This window comes from Epilithonimonas lactis (assembly GCF_900110605.1).
Classification (GTDB): domain Bacteria; phylum Bacteroidota; class Bacteroidia; order Flavobacteriales; family Weeksellaceae; genus Epilithonimonas; species Epilithonimonas lactis.
The window spans coordinates 199,970-216,849 of sequence record NZ_FOFI01000005.1; the positions used below are offsets into that span (position 1 = coordinate 199,970).

At 37.7% G+C, this 16,880-nt stretch carries 13 protein-coding genes; 3 read left to right on the forward strand and 10 right to left on the reverse strand.

From position 1 onward, the window contains the following. Window positions 1–82: 82 nt before the first annotated feature. Complete coding sequence (gene recQ, locus BMW39_RS16725; RefSeq protein ID WP_034978279.1) at window positions 83–2,293, reverse strand: DNA helicase RecQ; 2,211 nt, start codon at window positions 2,291–2,293, stop codon at window positions 83–85. Between the two features lie 177 nt (window positions 2,294–2,470). Here recQ and BMW39_RS16730 point away from each other — a divergent pair, with 177 nt between their 5' ends. Next, on the forward strand, window positions 2,471–3,430 hold the full coding sequence (locus BMW39_RS16730) for a KpsF/GutQ family sugar-phosphate isomerase (protein WP_034978275.1): 960 nt from the start codon (window positions 2,471–2,473) through the stop codon (window positions 3,428–3,430). A gap of 82 nt (window positions 3,431–3,512) precedes the next feature. Beyond that, window positions 3,513–4,337: a twin-arginine translocase subunit TatC gene (gene tatC, locus BMW39_RS16735; RefSeq protein ID WP_034978273.1), complete on the forward strand. Its 825-nt coding sequence runs from the start codon at window positions 3,513–3,515 to the stop codon at window positions 4,335–4,337. A 74-nt stretch (window positions 4,338–4,411) separates the two neighbouring features. Here the strand turns inward: tatC and alaS are convergent, their stop codons facing one another. From alaS to queG, 5 genes are all read right to left on the reverse strand, one after another. Next, complete coding sequence (alaS, locus tag BMW39_RS16740; protein WP_034978270.1) at window positions 4,412–7,015, reverse strand: alanine--tRNA ligase; 2,604 nt, start codon at window positions 7,013–7,015, stop codon at window positions 4,412–4,414. 329 nt (window positions 7,016–7,344) lie between these two features. Next, window positions 7,345–7,722 (reverse strand): GxxExxY protein, encoded by a 378-nt coding sequence (locus tag BMW39_RS16745; protein ID WP_034978267.1) that lies wholly within the window; start codon window positions 7,720–7,722, stop codon window positions 7,345–7,347. A 135-nt stretch (window positions 7,723–7,857) separates the two neighbouring features. Beyond that, entirely contained in the window at window positions 7,858–8,502 is a 645-nt protein-coding gene (locus tag BMW39_RS16750) for a murein L,D-transpeptidase catalytic domain-containing protein (RefSeq protein WP_034978265.1), read from the reverse strand. Between the two features lie 2 nt (window positions 8,503–8,504). After that, window positions 8,505–9,182, reverse strand: a complete 678-nt coding sequence (locus BMW39_RS16755) for a TIGR02117 family protein (protein ID WP_034978262.1) — start codon at window positions 9,180–9,182, stop codon at window positions 8,505–8,507. 233 nt (window positions 9,183–9,415) lie between these two features. Next, window positions 9,416–10,339 carry a tRNA epoxyqueuosine(34) reductase QueG gene (gene queG / locus BMW39_RS16760; protein ID WP_034978260.1) on the reverse strand — a complete coding sequence of 308 codons (924 nt, stop codon included), beginning with the start codon at window positions 10,337–10,339 and terminating at the stop codon, window positions 9,416–9,418. 147 nt (window positions 10,340–10,486) lie between these two features. Here queG and BMW39_RS16765 point away from each other — a divergent pair, with 147 nt between their 5' ends. Next, window positions 10,487–10,774, forward strand: coding sequence for a rhodanese-like domain-containing protein (locus BMW39_RS16765; protein ID WP_034978258.1), 288 nt, complete (start codon window positions 10,487–10,489; stop codon window positions 10,772–10,774). A 339-nt stretch (window positions 10,775–11,113) separates the two neighbouring features. On the opposite strand, the gene BMW39_RS19635 is transcribed toward BMW39_RS16765, so the two are convergent. The 4 genes from BMW39_RS19635 to BMW39_RS16780 all read right to left on the reverse strand — a co-directional run bounded on the left by BMW39_RS19635 (window position 11,114) and on the right by BMW39_RS16780 (window position 16,761). Continuing rightward, window positions 11,114–11,239: a hypothetical protein gene (locus BMW39_RS19635; RefSeq protein ID WP_260262220.1), complete on the reverse strand. Its 126-nt coding sequence runs from the start codon at window positions 11,237–11,239 to the stop codon at window positions 11,114–11,116. A gap of 41 nt (window positions 11,240–11,280) precedes the next feature. After that, window positions 11,281–12,285, reverse strand: coding sequence for a helix-turn-helix transcriptional regulator (locus BMW39_RS16770; RefSeq protein ID WP_034978256.1), 1,005 nt, complete (start codon window positions 12,283–12,285; stop codon window positions 11,281–11,283). A gap of 151 nt (window positions 12,286–12,436) precedes the next feature. Next, window positions 12,437–12,769 (reverse strand): HopJ type III effector protein, encoded by a 333-nt coding sequence (locus BMW39_RS16775; protein WP_034978254.1) that lies wholly within the window; start codon window positions 12,767–12,769, stop codon window positions 12,437–12,439. Beyond that, a complete protein-coding gene (locus BMW39_RS16780; RefSeq protein WP_034978252.1) occupies window positions 12,766–16,761 on the reverse strand; it encodes an AAA domain-containing protein in 3,996 nt (1,331 codons plus the stop codon). Before BMW39_RS16780 ends, BMW39_RS16775 begins: the two co-directional genes overlap by 4 nt. Window positions 16,762–16,880: the final 119 nt, after the last annotated feature.

Sequence of the window (16,880 nt, forward strand, 5' to 3'; positions counted from 1 at the left end):
CTCAATATTAAACTAATAACCAAAAAGAATCCGCCTCAAAACTGAAGCGGATTTTTATATTTAATATGATTTTAAATTAAATTTAATTGGCAATATCACTGATGAATTTGATTCTCAAAATTCTCACTTCTTCATCTGTAAGGTCATCGCCGTATTCCGCAAGAAGCGTTTTCATGCTGTCACTTTCCGAGTTTTTCATGAAGTCCATGAATTCTTCTACGATATCCTCGTCAAAATTTTCGTTGACGTAATAATCGATATTCAGTTTTGTGCCTTGGTAGATGATGCTTTCCATCTCGGACAGAAGATCGATCATCGAGATGTTTTTTGCTTTTGCAATATCCTCCAGATCAATTTTCTTATCCGTATTTTGAATAATGAAAACCTTGTGGCTGGACTTGTTTGCCACTTGTTTTATGACTGTATCCTGGGTCCTTTCGATATCATTTTCTTCCACATATTTCTTGATGAACTCAGCAAAATCTTTCCCATATTTTTTCGCTTTTCCTTCACCAACACCATATATTTTAGCAACCTCTTCTACAGAAATCGGATATTGAACTGTCATATCCTCAAGACTTGGATCCATGAAAACCGTGTATGGCGGAATCCCGTGTTTCTTAGCGACCGTCTTTCTAAGTTCTTTTAATTGTCCGAATAACAGCTGGTCCAATCCACCTCCAGCTTGAATCTGAACTTGTTCATTGTCCGCTTTTGTTTTTGATTGGGCAAGATTATATTCTCTATCTTCCGCAATTTGGAAAATATTCTTTGACTTTCCATTAATGACGTCCTGTCCTTTTTCAGAGATCTTCAGAACACCGTAAGTTTCGATGTCTTTTTTAAGATAATCCTGAACAGTCGCTTGTCTAATGATGGATTTCCAGTAGTTATCACTTTCAGATTTTCCGAAACCGAAATATTCCGTCTGCTCTAGTTTATAAGACTTGGTAACTGCAGATTCTTTTCCAGTTATTAATGAGATCAGATCTTTGGTTTTGAATTTCTCACCTAGAACTTTTATCATTTCAAGGACTTTCTTAAGGTCTTTCGTCGCATCTTTTAAAGTTGGTGGATTTTGAGAATTGTCGCACATCAAAGCACCTTCACCTTTTACTGGGTCAAATATTTCTCCAAAGTAATAAAGCAAATATTGCCTTCTGCTCATCGATGTTTCTGCGTAGCCAACAACTTCATTTAATAATTGAAGTCCAATCTCTCTTTCGGAAACCGGTTTTTGAGCAAGGAATTTTTCAAGTTTTTCGATGTCTTTTGGATCATAGAATGCCAGACAATAACCTTCACCGCCGTCTCTACCGGCACGACCAGTTTCCTGATAGTAACTTTCCAAAGATTTTGGAATATCGTAATGGATCACAAACCTAACATCTGGCTTATCGATTCCCATCCCGAATGCAATCGTCGCAACGATCACGTCTGCTTCTTCCATCAAGAATTTGTCCTGATGCAGAACTCTTGTTTTTTGGTCCAAACCAGCGTGGTAAGGCAAGGCATTCACGCCATTCACCTGCAAAAGCTGGGCAAACTCCTCTACTTTTCTTCGGCTCAGACAATAGACAATTCCGGATTTTCCTTTGTGTTGGTTGATGAATCTTACAATTTCCTTATCAACATTCACCTTTGGACGGATCTCATAAAACAAATTGGCCCTGTTGAAACTTTCTTTGTAGACCAACGCGTTATTCATTCCCAAAGTTTTCTGGATATCATCCTGAACTTTTGGTGTTGCCGTTGCTGTCAATGCAATTACGGGAACATCTGCAATTTTATCAATGATGCCTTTCAGATTCCTGTATTCTGGGCGGAAATCATGTCCCCATTCCGAGATACAGTGCGCTTCGTCTATTGCAACAAAAGAGATCTTTACATTTTTGAGAAAATCAACGTATTCTTCTTTTATCAGAGATTCCGGAGCTACGTAAAGTAATTTGGTTTTCCCAGCCGTGATGTCGTCCATCACTTGTTTTGTCTGGGTTTTATTCAATGACGAATTGAGAACATGCGCAACGCCTTCGTCCGAAGACAATCCATTCACAGCATCGACCTGATTTTTCATTAAGGCGATCAAGGGAGAAACTACAATCGCAGTTCCTTCCGAAATAAGTGCTGGCAATTGGTAACAAAGTGATTTTCCGCCACCGGTTGGCATCAGAACGAAAATATCCTTACCATCCAGGAGTTCAGTGATGATCTGTTCCTGTTGGCCTTTAAATTTAGAAAATCCAAAATATTTTTTCAGTTCGGCAGATAAGTTGATGTCTTTTGTGTCCATCCTTTGATATAGTTTGCTAAATTTGCATTGTTATAGGTCACGCAAATTATAGATAGTAATTTTTTGTTTTTTTAGATAAAAAAATGAAGCCTAAAACTTCATTTCGTAATTTCAAATTATTGAAGTGAAGATACAAAATTAATATTATTAAAAAAAATAATAAAACATTTTAAAATTTTGGATCCAAAAGAAATTCTTTCCAATGCGCACCAGGCGCTCGATATCGAAATAAGCGAACTTACCAATCTTCGAAACCGCCTGAATGACAGCTTTATAAAAAGTGTTTTGACCATCAACGAAGTCAAAGGAAAATTAATTGTGGTTGGCATAGGAAAATCTGCTCACGTTGCCAATAAGATCGTCGCAACACTCAATTCCACAGGAACACCTTCTCAATTCCTTCACGCTGCTGAAGCTATCCATGGTGACCTTGGTGTGATCCAAAAGCAAGATGTCGTCCTATGCATTTCTTACTCTGGAAACTCGCCGGAGATTGTCAATCTTTTGCCTTTTCTGAAGGAATATTCATCTGCACTCATCGCGATGACAGGAAACACGGAAAGTAAACTCGCAAAAGCAGCAGATATTGTCCTCAATACCCATGTTGATAAAGAAGCTTGCCCAAATAAACTTGCGCCAACAAGCTCTACGACAGTTCAAATGGCTTTAGGCGATGCACTTGCGGTTTGCCTGATGGAACTCAAAGATTTTAAAGAAATCGATTTTGCGAAGTTTCACCCAGGTGGAAGTCTTGGAAAAAATCTAACCGCGAAAGTCGAGCAATTTGTCTCAACCAACAAGCCGGAAGTCAGCCTCGAAACTTCTATCAGAGAGGTTATCATTTCTGTCAGCGGATCCAAACACGGCATTACTGTAGTTGTGGAAAACGGGAAAATTGTCGGCGTCATCACAGATGGCGACATCCGAAGAATGCTCCTGGATCAAGATGACATATCCAAAGTAAAAGCGTCTGACATCATTAGCAAAAATCCTAAGACCATCGACAAAAATCAGCTTGCCAAAGAAGCAATGCAGATCTTGAAGGAGTTCAATATCGGACAGTTGGTGGTGACAAATGATGGGCAATATTACGGTATCATAGATATTCACAAATTGCTGGATGAAGGAATTAATTAAGAAAGTACAGAATAATAAAGATAAAAGGTTAATTTCGTTCTAAGAAAATCTTTTATCAATAATCAATTATCATTAATAAATAATGAGTGAAGAAAAAGAAATGTCCTTTCTCGGGCATATTGGAGAACTAAGATCACACTTGGTAAGAGCCATTTTAGCCATTGTCATCCTTGCGATCGTTGTTGGTTTTAATATCAATTGGGTCATGGACCATATTTTTTTCGGGCCTACAAGGAGCGATTTCTTTACCTTCAAAGTGGTGAATCATTTTTCCAGAGAGCTTACAGGTGTCGATAGCTTCATTATGCCAGCCAAATTCAGTGTTCAGCAAAAGCAGCTATTCCAACAGTTCAATGTGATGATGGCGGTTTCTATTTTTTCGGGCGTTGTCTTGGCTTTTCCGTACATCGTCTGGGAGATCTGGAGATTCATCAGCCCAGCATTGATGCCTGCAGAGAGAAAGAATTCTATTTTTTATATTAATTCAGTTTGGATATTGTTCATGCTGGGCGTTCTGACAGGTTATTTTTTGATCTTACCGTTTGCGATCAATTTCGGATTGTTGTTCAAAGTTTCAGACAATATCGTTCAGCTATTTGACCTTTCGGATTACACGACGCTATTCTTACAAGTTACGATGGGAATGGGTGTGGTTTTCCTTTTCCCGATTGCCGTTTACATTCTGACATCGATTGGGATTCTAACACCGAAATTCCTCAGAACTTACAGACGTCACGCGATTGTTCTGATCATGGTCGTAGCAGCTATCATCACACCAGCCGACGTTTTAAGTATGATGGCCGCAGCACTTCCTTTGGTTTTACTTTACGAGATCAGTGTGATCATGTCCAACGTCATTTACAAGAAAATGCAGAGAAAACTTCTGAATAAAGATTTGGTGAAATAATCATCACAAATCTTAAAGCATAAAAAACGTCCTGAAATTTCAGGACGTTTTTGTTTTTTATAATTTTCAATAAATTAAATTGCCAAAGCCTTTTGAAAAGCATTCTCGATACCAGCGAGATTCTTTCCGCCAGCAGTAGCAAAACCGGGATTTCCACCGCCACCACCTTGGATCTCTTTCGCCAATTCTTTGACGATATTTCCAGCGTGATAACTTGCTTCCAAATCTTCAGAAACGCCGACCGTTACCATTGGTTTTTCATTAGCATCAGAGATAATGATAATGACAGAATTTGGCGTTTCTTTTTTCAGTTGGAAAACGATATCTTTTACAGAACCTGCGTCGAGAGATGTTTTCTTAACTAATAATTTCTTCCCGTTCTTTTCTTCGAATTCATTTTTCCAGTTTTGGATCTCGCCTTTTGCTTTCTCTTTTTTGAAAGAATCAATTTCAGATTTTAAAGCTGAATTTTCTTCCAATAATTTCTCAATTGACTTAATTAAATCTTTTGATTTTAACAATTGTGAAATCTCAGAAACTTGAGTTTCCAAATTCTTAAAATATTCCTCAGATTTTTCTCCGGAAATTGCTTCAATCCTTCTGATTCCAGCTGCTGTTGAACTTTCCGAAGTTAATTTGAAATGTCCAATTTCGCTCGTAGTTTTCACGTGAGTTCCACCACATAATTCTTTCGACGTTCCGAATTGGATCATTCTTACATTATCGCCATATTTCTCTCCGAAAAGAGCCATTGCACCTTTGTCCAAAGCTTCTTGGATCGGAATATTTCTGAACTCTTGAAGCGCTAAATTCTCTTTGATCTTCGCATTCACTTTTTCTTCAACCAAAGCCAATTCCTCCTCGGTCATTTTACTAAAATGTGAAAAATCGAATCTCAAATAATCAGGACCAACGTAAGAACCTTTCTGCTCAACGTGCGTTCCAAGAACTTCTCTCAAAGCTTCGTGCAACAAGTGCGTCGCAGAGTGATTGGCTTGAGAATTTTTCCTATCAGCAACATTCACTTTTGCATAGAAAATTGCACCTGCATCTTTCGGAAGACCATTAATTAAAGAAATGATCAATCCGTTTTCTTTCTTAGTTTCAAGAACATCGAAGCTTTCGGTTGCATTTTCAAGAACGCCTTTGTCGCCAACTTGTCCGCCACCTTCCGGATAGAAAGGCGAATTGCTCAAAACAATTTGATAAAACTCGCCGTCTTTGTTTTCTATTTTTCTATATCTTGTGATGTACGTTTCAGTTTCAAGAACATCGTAACCAACGAAGGTTTCAGGCTTTTCCTCAAGAACAACCCAATCGTAAACTTTTGCCGCCGAATCTTTTTTGGAACGTTGTTTTTGTTTTGCCATTTCCGCTTCGAAACCAGCTTCATCAATCGTTAAGCCTTTTTCCTCCGCGATAATTCTCGTTAAGTCATCAGGAAAACCATAAGTATCGTACAATTCAAAAACTTCTTCACTTGGCAATACTTTTTGACCGTTAGAAATCGTTTGTTGAATTAATTTCTCAACTCGGATCAAACCGTTTTCAATGGTTTTAAGGAAAGATTCCTCTTCGCTTTTGATGACTTCTGTAACCAAAGTTCCCTGCTTCTGAAGCTCAGGGAAAAATGCGCCCATCTGATCTTGAAGAACAGCCACCAATTCGAAAAGGAAAGGTTCTTTTCTGTCCAAAAATCTGTAAGCGTAAGAAATTCCTCTTCTTAAAATTCTTCTGATCACGTAACCTGCGCCACCATTGGAAGGCAATTGTCCGTCAGCAATCGCAAACGAAACCGCACGGATGTGATCCACAACCACACGAATGGCGATGTCCTTTTCGTCCGTTAAAATTCCTGTATATTTTTTACCCGAAAGTTCTTCCACCTTAGCAATCAAAGGTGTGAAAACATCGGTGTCATAATTAGATTCTTTCTTTTGAAGCGCCATACAAAGACGCTCGAAGCCCATTCCTGTATCGATGTGTTTCGCAGGCAGATTTTCCAAACTTCCGTCTGCTTTTCTGTTGAATTGCATAAAAACGAGATTCCAGATCTCCACAACTTGAGGATGGTCATTGTTCACCAATTCCAATCCAGAAACTTTCGCTTTTTCTTCCGGAGTTCTCAAGTCAACGTGGATTTCGGAACAAGGCCCACAAGGTCCGCTCGCTCCCATTTCCCAGAAATTATCTTTCTTGTTTCCGTTGATGATTCGGTCTTCGGAAATGAATTGTTTCCACAGATCGTAAGCTTCCGTATCGCGGTCAAGATTTTCTTTTTCGTCACCTTCAAAGATGGTCACATAAAGATTTTCTTTCGGGATTTTATAAACTTCTGTCAACAGTTCCCAAGCCCAAGTAATCGCTTCTTTTTTGAAATAATCGCCAAAACTCCAGTTTCCCAACATCTCGAACATTGTATGGTGATAGGTATCACGACCAACATCGTCCAAATCGTTGTGTTTTCCGGATACTCTTAGACATTTTTGCGTATCGGCAATTCTGGAAGATTTCGGTTCTTTGTAACCTAAAAAATAATCCTTGAACTGTGTCATTCCAGAGTTGGAAAACATCAGCGTCGGGTCATCTTTCAGAACAATTGGCGCAGAAGGAACGATCAAATGTTCCTTGCTTTTGAAAAAATCTAAAAATTGCTGTCTTATTTCTTGTGAAGTCATAGTCTTGTCTTTTGGCTAATTGCTTTTTGCTGCTGGCTTTTTATTGGATGCGAATTTAAGAAATTTTGGATTAAATATTGTTCTGAAATAGTGAATTATAACGCAAAGATTTTTTGTAATTCTTCTGATTTTAAGTGAGCAAAGATTAATCAATAAATTGATTTGATGAAGTGTGATTTTACCATTTGTATAATTTGGATTCTATAAAAACATCAATCGTCATTATTCAAAAAAGTTTACCCATAAAGATGCAACGATTTCTGTGAAAATTCTGATATTAGGTGAGCAAAGCTTAAGCAAAGTAGTGAATCGATTTGATTAAGCTTATCTTATAATTTATTTACGATTCTATGGATTCCATCTTTTAGAAGTGGCGTATTGAAATTTATTAAAAGTGCAAGCTTGAGACCTGTTAATTTCAAATAGGTATTTGTTTGAAAATGGTCGATTGGATTCAATTCACGCACGGCTTTATTTTCAACTATAAGTTTATTTTCGATTATCATATCCACTTTGTAGGCTTTGTCTATCTTGATACCTTTATAAATTGTTGATAGAAAAACTTGATTTTTTACATCCAGACCTAATTGTTGTAATTCATAAAGAAGTGCAGATTCGTACGCACTTTCAAGCAATCCAACTCCTAAAGTTCTGTGAACTTCAATTGCTGCTCCTATAACTTTATAGGATAATTCGTTCTCAGTCATAATATTTTGTGTTTTTAATTTATTACCTTCATCAATGCAGATTCATCTGCCTTTGCTTCCTCAAATACAAGAATCCTCTCAAATACCTTTGCGTTTAAAAATTTTCATCAAATAACAGAACAATATCAATCAAATTTAATTAAAAATCCACATCAAAACCGGCTTCCTAGAATTGTTAATCAATGGATCAATTTTTTTGAAAGCATTGTTGGAAACTGTAGGGCAACCCCAACCTTCTGGTGAACCTTTTGGATAGATTTCAGCATCGCTCATCATTTCCCAGGAATGAAAAACGATGATTCTTTTGAGCGCATTGTTGTTGGTTTCTTCCAAGCCGTGCATCAAATATTTGATATTGACGCCCCAATTGCTGTAACCTCTGGCTCCTAGTTTATATTTTCCTAATGACGAAAGATGGCTATTGTCTTCGTTGCTGAAACTTGGATTTTCTTTTGTATCGTCTGCACTCCAAGATGAAGTTCCGCAACCGTGACCCACCAAATATTGCTGAGAGATCTCGCTCTTTTTGAAATCATAAATGAAAAATCGTTTCACGCCAGAATGCAAACTCATGTCTATCAGAATGCAAAAATCTGTGTTGAAGTTTTTGGCTTTACAAAATTCTAAAGCTTCTTTGGCTTTCTGATTTGTTTTCGAAATATCGATTTCTGGTTTTGTATTCGTAACTGAATTATTGGCAATGGGGATTGGAGCTTTTGAGTTATCTTTTTGACAACCTAAAATGAAGATTAAAAAAAAAAGACCGAAAAATAATTTCATTTTTATTTATAATGTCTGAAAATCCCAAAGTCTGTCGGCGTCCAAAATGCAGCCTTTTGTCCAGCTACTTTTAGTCCGTCATTTGCCCAAGTGTTGCAAGTGTATGTGAAGTTGTAGCTTCCTTTTGCATCGTAGAAGGCATCATTATTTCCGTACACGGCGTCAGTTTTTATGAATTGATAATTGCTGGAAGCATCTTTGTCAAATTTGTCATCAATGAATTTTATCAAAGCCTGATATTGCTTTTCGGTCAGCATTATTTTTTTGCAGTCTTCTCCAATCTTCAAATCGTTGTAATATGTGCAGTGCATGGCAGACTCACTCAACCAGAATGCGGCATTGAAGGCTGTTGAGAACTTGAGGTCGGCCCAAGTTGGCGTGTTGAGATAAAATCCCTTGTCGCCCCAGCCAAAAGAGATAAACTTGAAGTTTTCTTGCTTGGATTTTGTGTTGCTGTAAGGTAATTTGCTGCTCCAGTCGATAAATTCCGTTTTCACAGGAACCACCAGATCGGTATGAACGCCATTGGTCAAGATGTAGGCTTCGATGACTTTCGGATCACTGGTTTTTTCCGCAGAGACGGGAATTAATGGAAGTACAACTCCCAGAGTAATATACAAAAAAACGGCTCCGAGTATGAAGCCGATTATTTTTAAGGTTAAAATTAATGTTCTTTTCATCTTATTGGGTTTCCCGAATCGTGCGAACTATAAAGGTAATAAAATTATTCAAACAAAATCAAGTTGTTAATTTTTTTTAATAATTCTTGGTTTTATGGAATTTTATGATGAAATTTAATAGCGAAAAAACATGAAAATATGCCGAAAAATCGCCAATCCAACAAAAGAAAAACCATCAGAGTAAAAGTTGCCCCAAAAAGAGTTCAGAAAAGAAAATAATGGTGCAAGGAATTTTATTCTGACAGAAAATCAAGATTCCTTTTAAGTCCAGAAAACTTAGTTCTCTTCACCGCAGACTTTTTGAAAACCGAGGAAAATATTTCTTGGGTAATGTCCTTCCACTCTTGTTTTGTGAAGTTTTTGATTTCGGAATTAGGCCGGAATTTCTCTTCCAAAGTTGGTGCAGAAAATCTGTTCCAAGGACAAACATCCTGACAAATGTCGCAGCCGAACATCCAATCTTCCATCTTATCTTTGAAGAAATCCGGAATATGATCCTTCAACTCTATGGTGGCGTAGGAAATGCATTTGCTACCGTCTATGATTTTATCAGAAACAATGGCCTTTGTTGGACAAGCATCGATGCATTTGGTGCAGCTTCCGCAATGATCTGTCACTTCAAAATCTTGAATTAATTCCAAATCACAAATGATCTCTGCCAAAAAATAAAACGAACCATTCTTCTTGGTGATCAGATTGGAATTCTTCCCAACCCAACCAATTCCAGATTTCTTGGCCCACGCCTTTTCCAAAACAGGCGCAGAATCTACAAAAACACGGAATGCAAACTCGCCTATTTCGTCCTGAAGTTCAGCAACCAACGTTCTCAATTTGTCTTTGATCACATCATGATAATCTTCCCCGTACGCATATTTTGCAAGCTTGAAGTCAGGATTGTTTTGAAGTTCTTCTGGAAAGTAATTATAACTTAAGGAAATCACAGACTTGGAACCTTCAACCAACAATCGGGGATCCAAACGTTTATCAAAATGATTTTCCATATAGCGCATCTCTCCATGGAAATTGTTTTTGAGCCATTTCTCCAAGCGTGGCGCTTCCTCTTCCAAAAAATCTGCTTTGGAAATACCGCACGACTGAAACCCGAAAGCCAAAGCTTTGGATTTGATAAGTTCGCTGTATTTCTCTTTGTTGTCCATTTTACAGCGCAAAATTAATGTTTTAAAATTTGATATAATCAATCAAAATTCGTTTATCCCCAACCCTAAAGGGAGCCAAATTTTTATTTGAGATTAAAAATTTATATTGTAATTTTGTTAGTATTAAAATGTAAAAAATAAAAAATTATGGCTTTAGAAGATGTATTAAGAGCAGGAAATTATCACTTGATCGATGTGCGCGAACCATTGGAACTAGAGATGGACGGACATATCGAAGAAGCTCAAAATATCCCATTGGGAGAATTGGAAGATAGAAAACAGGAAATCACCAACCTGAATGGAACTAAGATTTTCTTCTGCAGGTCAGGAAACCGATCAGGCAAAGCAGCAGAATATTTCAAATCTGAAGGATTGACCGATGTTTACAACGGTGGTGGCTATGTTGATCTAAAAGAGGTTTTGGATAATCTCTAGAGATCAGATCCTTTAAAATAAAAAAAGCGTCCCGAAAATTCGAGACGCTTTTTTATTTAGTTTTTACCCCTTGATAATAACCATAATACCAAAGCGACTATACCGACTACGACGATGATTCCCCACCACATACCGGCTTTGAAAATGGTTTCGACTGTCTCGCAGCTCGTCAACATTCCTGCTAATAAAAACAATGGAATGAAATTCATATATTTTTTCATAGTAATAAAATTTGTGAGTTAAATTCAAACTTTGCGCCAAAGCCTTTATTTTATTGACAAATGCTGATTTCCACAATGAGTAGAGCAACTAAAAAAGCCACCTTTTCCGGTGGCTTTTCTATGCTTTGGCAACTGCTTTTTCTTGTGATTTTTTGGCTTGCCTTTCTTCGAATTTCTTTACGACATAACCAATGATAAAGGGCGCTGCCCACGTCAATACTGTTCTAATCAATCTCGGGTTCATAATTTTAAATTTTCAACAAAATTGCAAATAGTGAGCCAAGATCAATTTTCATTTTCATAATTATTAAAAGCTTCCTTCAGACTTTTATGGATTCTCTGCTTTAGCTTCCTCGGTGCCAAAACTTTGATGAATTCTCCCATTCCTAGGATCATTCTTTCCAACTCAAAATTGAGCTGAACACAGATCTTGAAAGTCGTTCCCAATTCATCTTCCTCCATGATCACTTGACTGTGATGAAAAGGCTTGGTTTTCACGTATGGTGCGTGTTTTTTGGTGATGAAGAAAATCACATTCTGAGGCCTTTGAGTTTCCGAAACGGTCGCGCCAATCACTTCTCCGAAATATCGGTCAGCATTGAAATCCTTGTCGATATATTCAGATTTATCATCGATTTCAATTTCCTCCATTCGATCCAAAGCCAGGTTCATAATGCTGTTCTTGTGATAACAGATGAGAAACCAACGGTTGTTGTATTCCTTTAATAACTGCGGATGAACGGTCAGAATATTCATTTCCCTTGCCTTGAAGCTCTTGTAACAGATCTTTAAAACCTTTTTGTTCAAAATACTTTCGTACAAGATGTCAATGTGTTCCAACCCTTTCAACTGCTCATTTTTATCCAGATGAATGATGGATTTTTGACTCGTCGACTGTATCGAATCTTCCAGCTTCTGGATCACTCCATTCATCTCTTTGAACATCGAAAAATCTTTGAATTGCTTCAGGATTTGCACCGCATTATTCATCGCCTTCAGATCATTTTCATTGACTGAAATCTGATGGATACTATATTCCGGGTCGCTGTATCGATAAAATCTTCTTTCATAAACCTCGATTGGCGCTTCATAACCGAACTTCTCACTTCGCATATTCTGCAGATCGAGCTGAACGGTCCGTTTGCTCACAAAAGATTCTTTGCCTTCAAACTCAAACAAAGCTTCGGAACATTCTTCCATTAGATCTTCCAAAGTGTATTTTTTGTACTTGTTCTTCAGACATTTGTCCAGAGTTTTGTAACGGATCAATGCGTTTTTGTTGGATGACATTTTGTTGGATTTAGATTAGCACAAGGGCAAAAAAAAATGTAATTTATATTGATAGCCTATTCGACTCTTTAAAATTTATCGAAGATAAATCCTAGTGCCTTAAAGCATTTAGTTTGCAAAATAAACTTAGTGCCTTTGTGTTTTAAAATTTTTACTTTCTCTTCAAAGCTTCACCTTCAAACGATATCCCATCCCAACCAAACGTCATAAAGTTTCGGATATTCTGATGGTCATCACCCTCCGGATTCTGCAAAACATCTGTTCTGTAAAAGTCGCCAAACAAAGCCAAAGTCTCTTCCTTAGAAAGCGCATTCAACTTTGCAAAACTGAAAACCTTGCAAGAGCCATTATTCTGGTCGGCCTCATTCACTGTGTTTCCATTTGTAAATTTAGTAGGCGTAAAATCGTAATGTTCATCGATGAATGCGATAACATCTTTAAACTGAATCTCGCCCGCTGATTTTTCTAATTGTTCAAATATCATAGTAATTTTTTATTTATTTTTTGAAGTTCATTTTCTAAATTCTGCCAAACATTCTGGCTCCAAATTCTGACGTACTCAAACCCCGAATTCTTCAACACTTTTTCTTTGTGCAGATCTTCCAGATAGCCCAATTCATCGTCGTATTTTTCTTTGCTCATACATTCTACGACCACAAATCTCTTTCCTTCTTTTTCAATCAAAATATCAAATTGATAACCACCAAAGTCAATATTTTTTGAAAATTTGTGATCTGGAAAATCCCTTTGCAATCGGTCAAAGATATGGTCAATAAACAGATTGGAATTGCCACTTTCATTAGCTTGTTTTGAATATCCAAATTGATCCAAAACATTCAGAATCTCAATTCGTCCATTCTCATTTTCTTCGCTCACCGCCTTGCAATAAGCCAAATAAGCATAGAAAACTGCCTTCCGATTGTTGGAACCTTCTTGTTGCAATGCGTCTTTGTAATTGGAAAAAATCTCATCTGGAATCGAGTTGCAGAGGTAGATCTTTTCTTTGGCTCGCGTAATGATTACGTTCAGCAATTTGTAACCTTTGGTATGATTCACCGGTCCAAAACTCTGAATGAATTTTCCACTCGCTTTCCGCCCGTAAGTCGTAGAAATGATGATAATGTCGCGCTCATCACCTTGGATATTTTCAAGATTTTTAATGAATAATCCTGCAGATTCCAATCCTTGGATTATCTCTTTGAAATGTTCATTTTCAGGCAAACTGGCTTTCTGCACGATCTTTCTTTTGATGTAATTCCGTTGCGAAATATTGAACGTAGCAATTCCCACCGAAGGATAACTGCCATCACTTTTAGGCTGAATATGTTCCAAGATTTCCAACACTTTATCAGTTTCTTCCTTATTAGTATGGTCATCAAAAACACCATCAATTTGGAAAAACTCAATCGGCTTATTTTCAGACTTTGTCGGAAGTGGTTTCAACCTCGAATTGTAAAACGCGTGGTTGGAAAAGTCGATCAAATAAGGATGTTTGGAACGGTAGTGGAAATCCAGATGGTTCTTTTCATAATTATTTTCCATCGCATAGTCCAACAGCGATTCGATGTTCAACATTGCATTTTTATATGTGATGACTTCGGTTTCAGATTCGATATCATCCTCGTCCTCAATAGTTCCATCAAATACTTTGCTGAAATAATTGGAAGGTGGCATTTGATGTTCGTCGCCTGCAATGATCACGTTTTTCCCTTTCAAGATCGCTGGCAGATTGTCTTCCAGTTTCAACTGACTGGCTTCATCAAAAACGACATTGTCAAAATAAAAATTCTTTCCCTGAAAAAGATTACTGCAAGCATCTGGCGTTGTCAAAATAATAGGAAAGAAATGTGTAAAAAGGTCAATATCTTTCTGAACGATTTGTCTTAAGGTCAGCCTTTTGTGATTGATACTGCTTCTTTTGTTATAAAGATTCGCAACCGTAACATCTTTGTTATTTTGCTCAAATTGCTTCACTGAATTTTGCTGGGCAACGTTCCAGAAAAACTCCACAAAGCTCTTCTGAGAAATTCCCAATTGCTTGATTTTCTTTTCTATTTCCTCATAATTTTTCTCGCTGAAATTCAGTTTTGGATCAGAATAATGATTGAGCAACAACGGATAATAAGCTGAATAAAACGTCGGTTTCCAATTGCTGGTCGGATACAATTTTTCCAAAATCGACTTCTGAAAATCCGAAAGCGAATAATAAAAAGTAAACCAGCTAAACTCTTTCAACAAAGGATTCTCTGGATTGTTTCTGTAAGTTTTATAAAGATTTAAAGTGTGATCAATATAAGTTTTGAAGTTTTGATAAGTATTCCCAAAATCCAGATTCTTCACCCAATGATTATTGGAGATTGCCTTCCGCAACTGCTGGATCTTTTGCGAGATCATTTCGGTTTCCCTTCCAGAAATAACGGGATCAAAGGCATTAAGAAAATCAATCTCTTCAAAACTTGTTTCTAACTTCGAAAGAAAACCCGACTGAATTTCCTGAACTTTCTGCCTGTAGTTAATGATCTCATTTCTGTTATTCCAAAGGTCATCAGACAGATTGATGGCCGGAAAAAACGCCTTCAGACTAATTTTCTTCACCAATGAACTCAACTCCAGCAATCGCTTCTGGGTCTTGATTTTATTTTTCTTGCTTGATGAAAATAGCGCCGTTAGTTTATAGAAAAATCCATTCGTGATTTCAGGATGCAATTCCTCCGAATTTTGATTTAAAGTCGAGGTCAAAACTTCGGTTTCATTGATATAATTGGAAACGTCATGCAGATTCTTCCCAAAATCCTGCTTCCGCTTTTCCTCAAAGATCGGTTTGAAATCACTGATCAAACGCTGAATTTCCTTCCAAGAATTATCATAATTCTGAAAAGCCGAATCCAAATTCTGCTGACTGCTATGAAAATTATCTTTGATCAATTTTTCAGGATCGATGAACGTTGAAGCTTCAAAAGGTTTAAAATCTTGATACAATTCTTCCCCATTTTTCAGAACATTCTCAATGACTTTTACCTCATCTTCAGAAAAATAAAACTTCAGATCTTGCAGATTGATATTTTCCTTAGAATCTTTGTAGCTCAACAGATTTCCGACGATCTCCGTCCAGTTTTTCCCCGGAATCAATTCAGAATTCAAGAGCTCGTGAACTGCATTGATTGTATCTTTATGCCGGGAGATTTCCGTCAGTTGATTTTGCAACGATTGCTCAGAATAAGGCTGGATCAGTTTTTTAAAATCCGCCGAGTCGATTGTATTTCGAACAGAATCTACCACTAACTTTCTATCAGTCGAAGCATCTTTGATCATAATGCAATAGCGTCCCAGACCCAACTTTTGCAACGCATTGTAAAGCACTTCAAGCGCCGTTTGCTTCTCGCAGACCACGATGGTTTTTTGTTTATTCTCCAGGGCATTCAGCAAAACAGCGGTCAAGGTCTGACTTTTGCCCGTTCCCGGCGGACCTTGGATCAAAATCTTGGATTGTGATCTCAACGACTCCAAAATCCCTTGTTGCGATGGATCGGTTTCTACGGAAGTGATACTTTGGAAACCAGCTTTTGTGAAATGCTCTAGCGGTTTGAATTCCTTCTTCAAAGTCTCATAATCATTGATAATATTCTGCTTCTGAACCTCGAAAATGGAAAAGACACCAGACTTCATGATCACCGAATCACCTTTATTCGGAACTCGGTTTTCGTAAGAGGCTTTGGCTTTGATGAAGGGAATCTCTTCATAATTATTGAGAATGAAATCCAGATTCTGCGTGATCTTCAATTGATCCAAAAGGCTCTGACAGATGTTCAAAAGTTCTGGCTTGTCGATTTTTCCATCGGCCAGCATTTCCTCCGAGATCTGCTTGATGCTAATGCCAGAATCACTTTGCAGATGGTTGATGAGCACCTCATTCACATAGATCGGGTCATCTTCCGTCCTGCTGATCTCCCAGGTATTCATCTCGTTGACGGCTTTTATCGTCACAGACCATATCAGGATGGGTGACGCCGAGATCTGTCCGTCCATATCTTTCCGGATCAGAATTGGGAAACCAAAACCCAAAGAATTCACGCCTTTCTCAGACTGGATCACCTCATTTTGAAAGATCAGATTTTCCAGGCTGGTCGTCAGCTTATCCAACGCGCTCAGTTGATTTTTCTCCTGGGGAACTTCCGCAATCGCAGAGTTGGGAAACAGTTCTTCATTGGTTTTCCCCTCGTCCTCCAAGAGATAACTGTCATTCTTAGGCTTCTCGGTTGTTTTTTGGTGGACAGAGAATTTGAAATTCACATTTTTCTGCGTCAACAGATCGATGATGAAATGCTCCGGCAGACTTTTGCTGATCTCCGACAACCGAGCAAGGTCGAATTTATACCTCGAGTTTCCGGGAATCGCATTCAGGTGAACGCCTCGCCTGTTTCCGGTTTTGAGCTTGTTTTGAAAGGCCTGAAAGAGCTCCGAATTCAAATTCTCCATTGTGCTTTTTAAAAAATTTTCATTAAATGTATAAAAAATTTAAGATACGCAAAAACATTGCGCACTCACCCTTTTACTTTGCATCACCAATTACAACTAACTAACTAACTAACTAACTA

Coding starts and splice junctions, on each gene's coding strand:
- BMW39_RS16745 (WP_034978267.1), bottom strand. CDS start 7,722: ATGACTGAGAACGAATTATCCTATAAAGTTATAGGAGCAGCAATTGAA.
- BMW39_RS19635 (WP_260262220.1), bottom strand. CDS start 11,239: ATGAACCCGAGATTGATTAGAACAGTATTGACGTGGGCAGCGCCCTTT.
- BMW39_RS16780 (WP_034978252.1), bottom strand. CDS start 16,761: ATGGAGAATTTGAATTCGGAGCTCTTTCAGGCCTTTCAAAACAAGCTC.
- queG (WP_034978260.1), bottom strand. CDS start 10,339: ATGGACAACAAAGAGAAATACAGCGAACTTATCAAATCCAAAGCTTTG.
- BMW39_RS16775 (WP_034978254.1), bottom strand. CDS start 12,769: ATGATATTTGAACAATTAGAAAAATCAGCGGGCGAGATTCAGTTTAAA.
- BMW39_RS16755 (WP_034978262.1), bottom strand. CDS start 9,182: ATGAAAAGAACATTAATTTTAACCTTAAAAATAATCGGCTTCATACTC.
- BMW39_RS16750 (WP_034978265.1), bottom strand. CDS start 8,502: ATGAAATTATTTTTCGGTCTTTTTTTTTTAATCTTCATTTTAGGTTGT.
- BMW39_RS16770 (WP_034978256.1), bottom strand. CDS start 12,285: ATGTCATCCAACAAAAACGCATTGATCCGTTACAAAACTCTGGACAAA.
- recQ (WP_034978279.1), bottom strand. CDS start 2,293: ATGGACACAAAAGACATCAACTTATCTGCCGAACTGAAAAAATATTTT.
- alaS (WP_034978270.1), bottom strand. CDS start 7,015: ATGACTTCACAAGAAATAAGACAGCAATTTTTAGATTTTTTCAAAAGC.
- BMW39_RS16765 (WP_034978258.1), top strand. CDS start 10,487: ATGGCTTTAGAAGATGTATTAAGAGCAGGAAATTATCACTTGATCGAT.
- tatC (WP_034978273.1), top strand. CDS start 3,513: ATGAGTGAAGAAAAAGAAATGTCCTTTCTCGGGCATATTGGAGAACTA.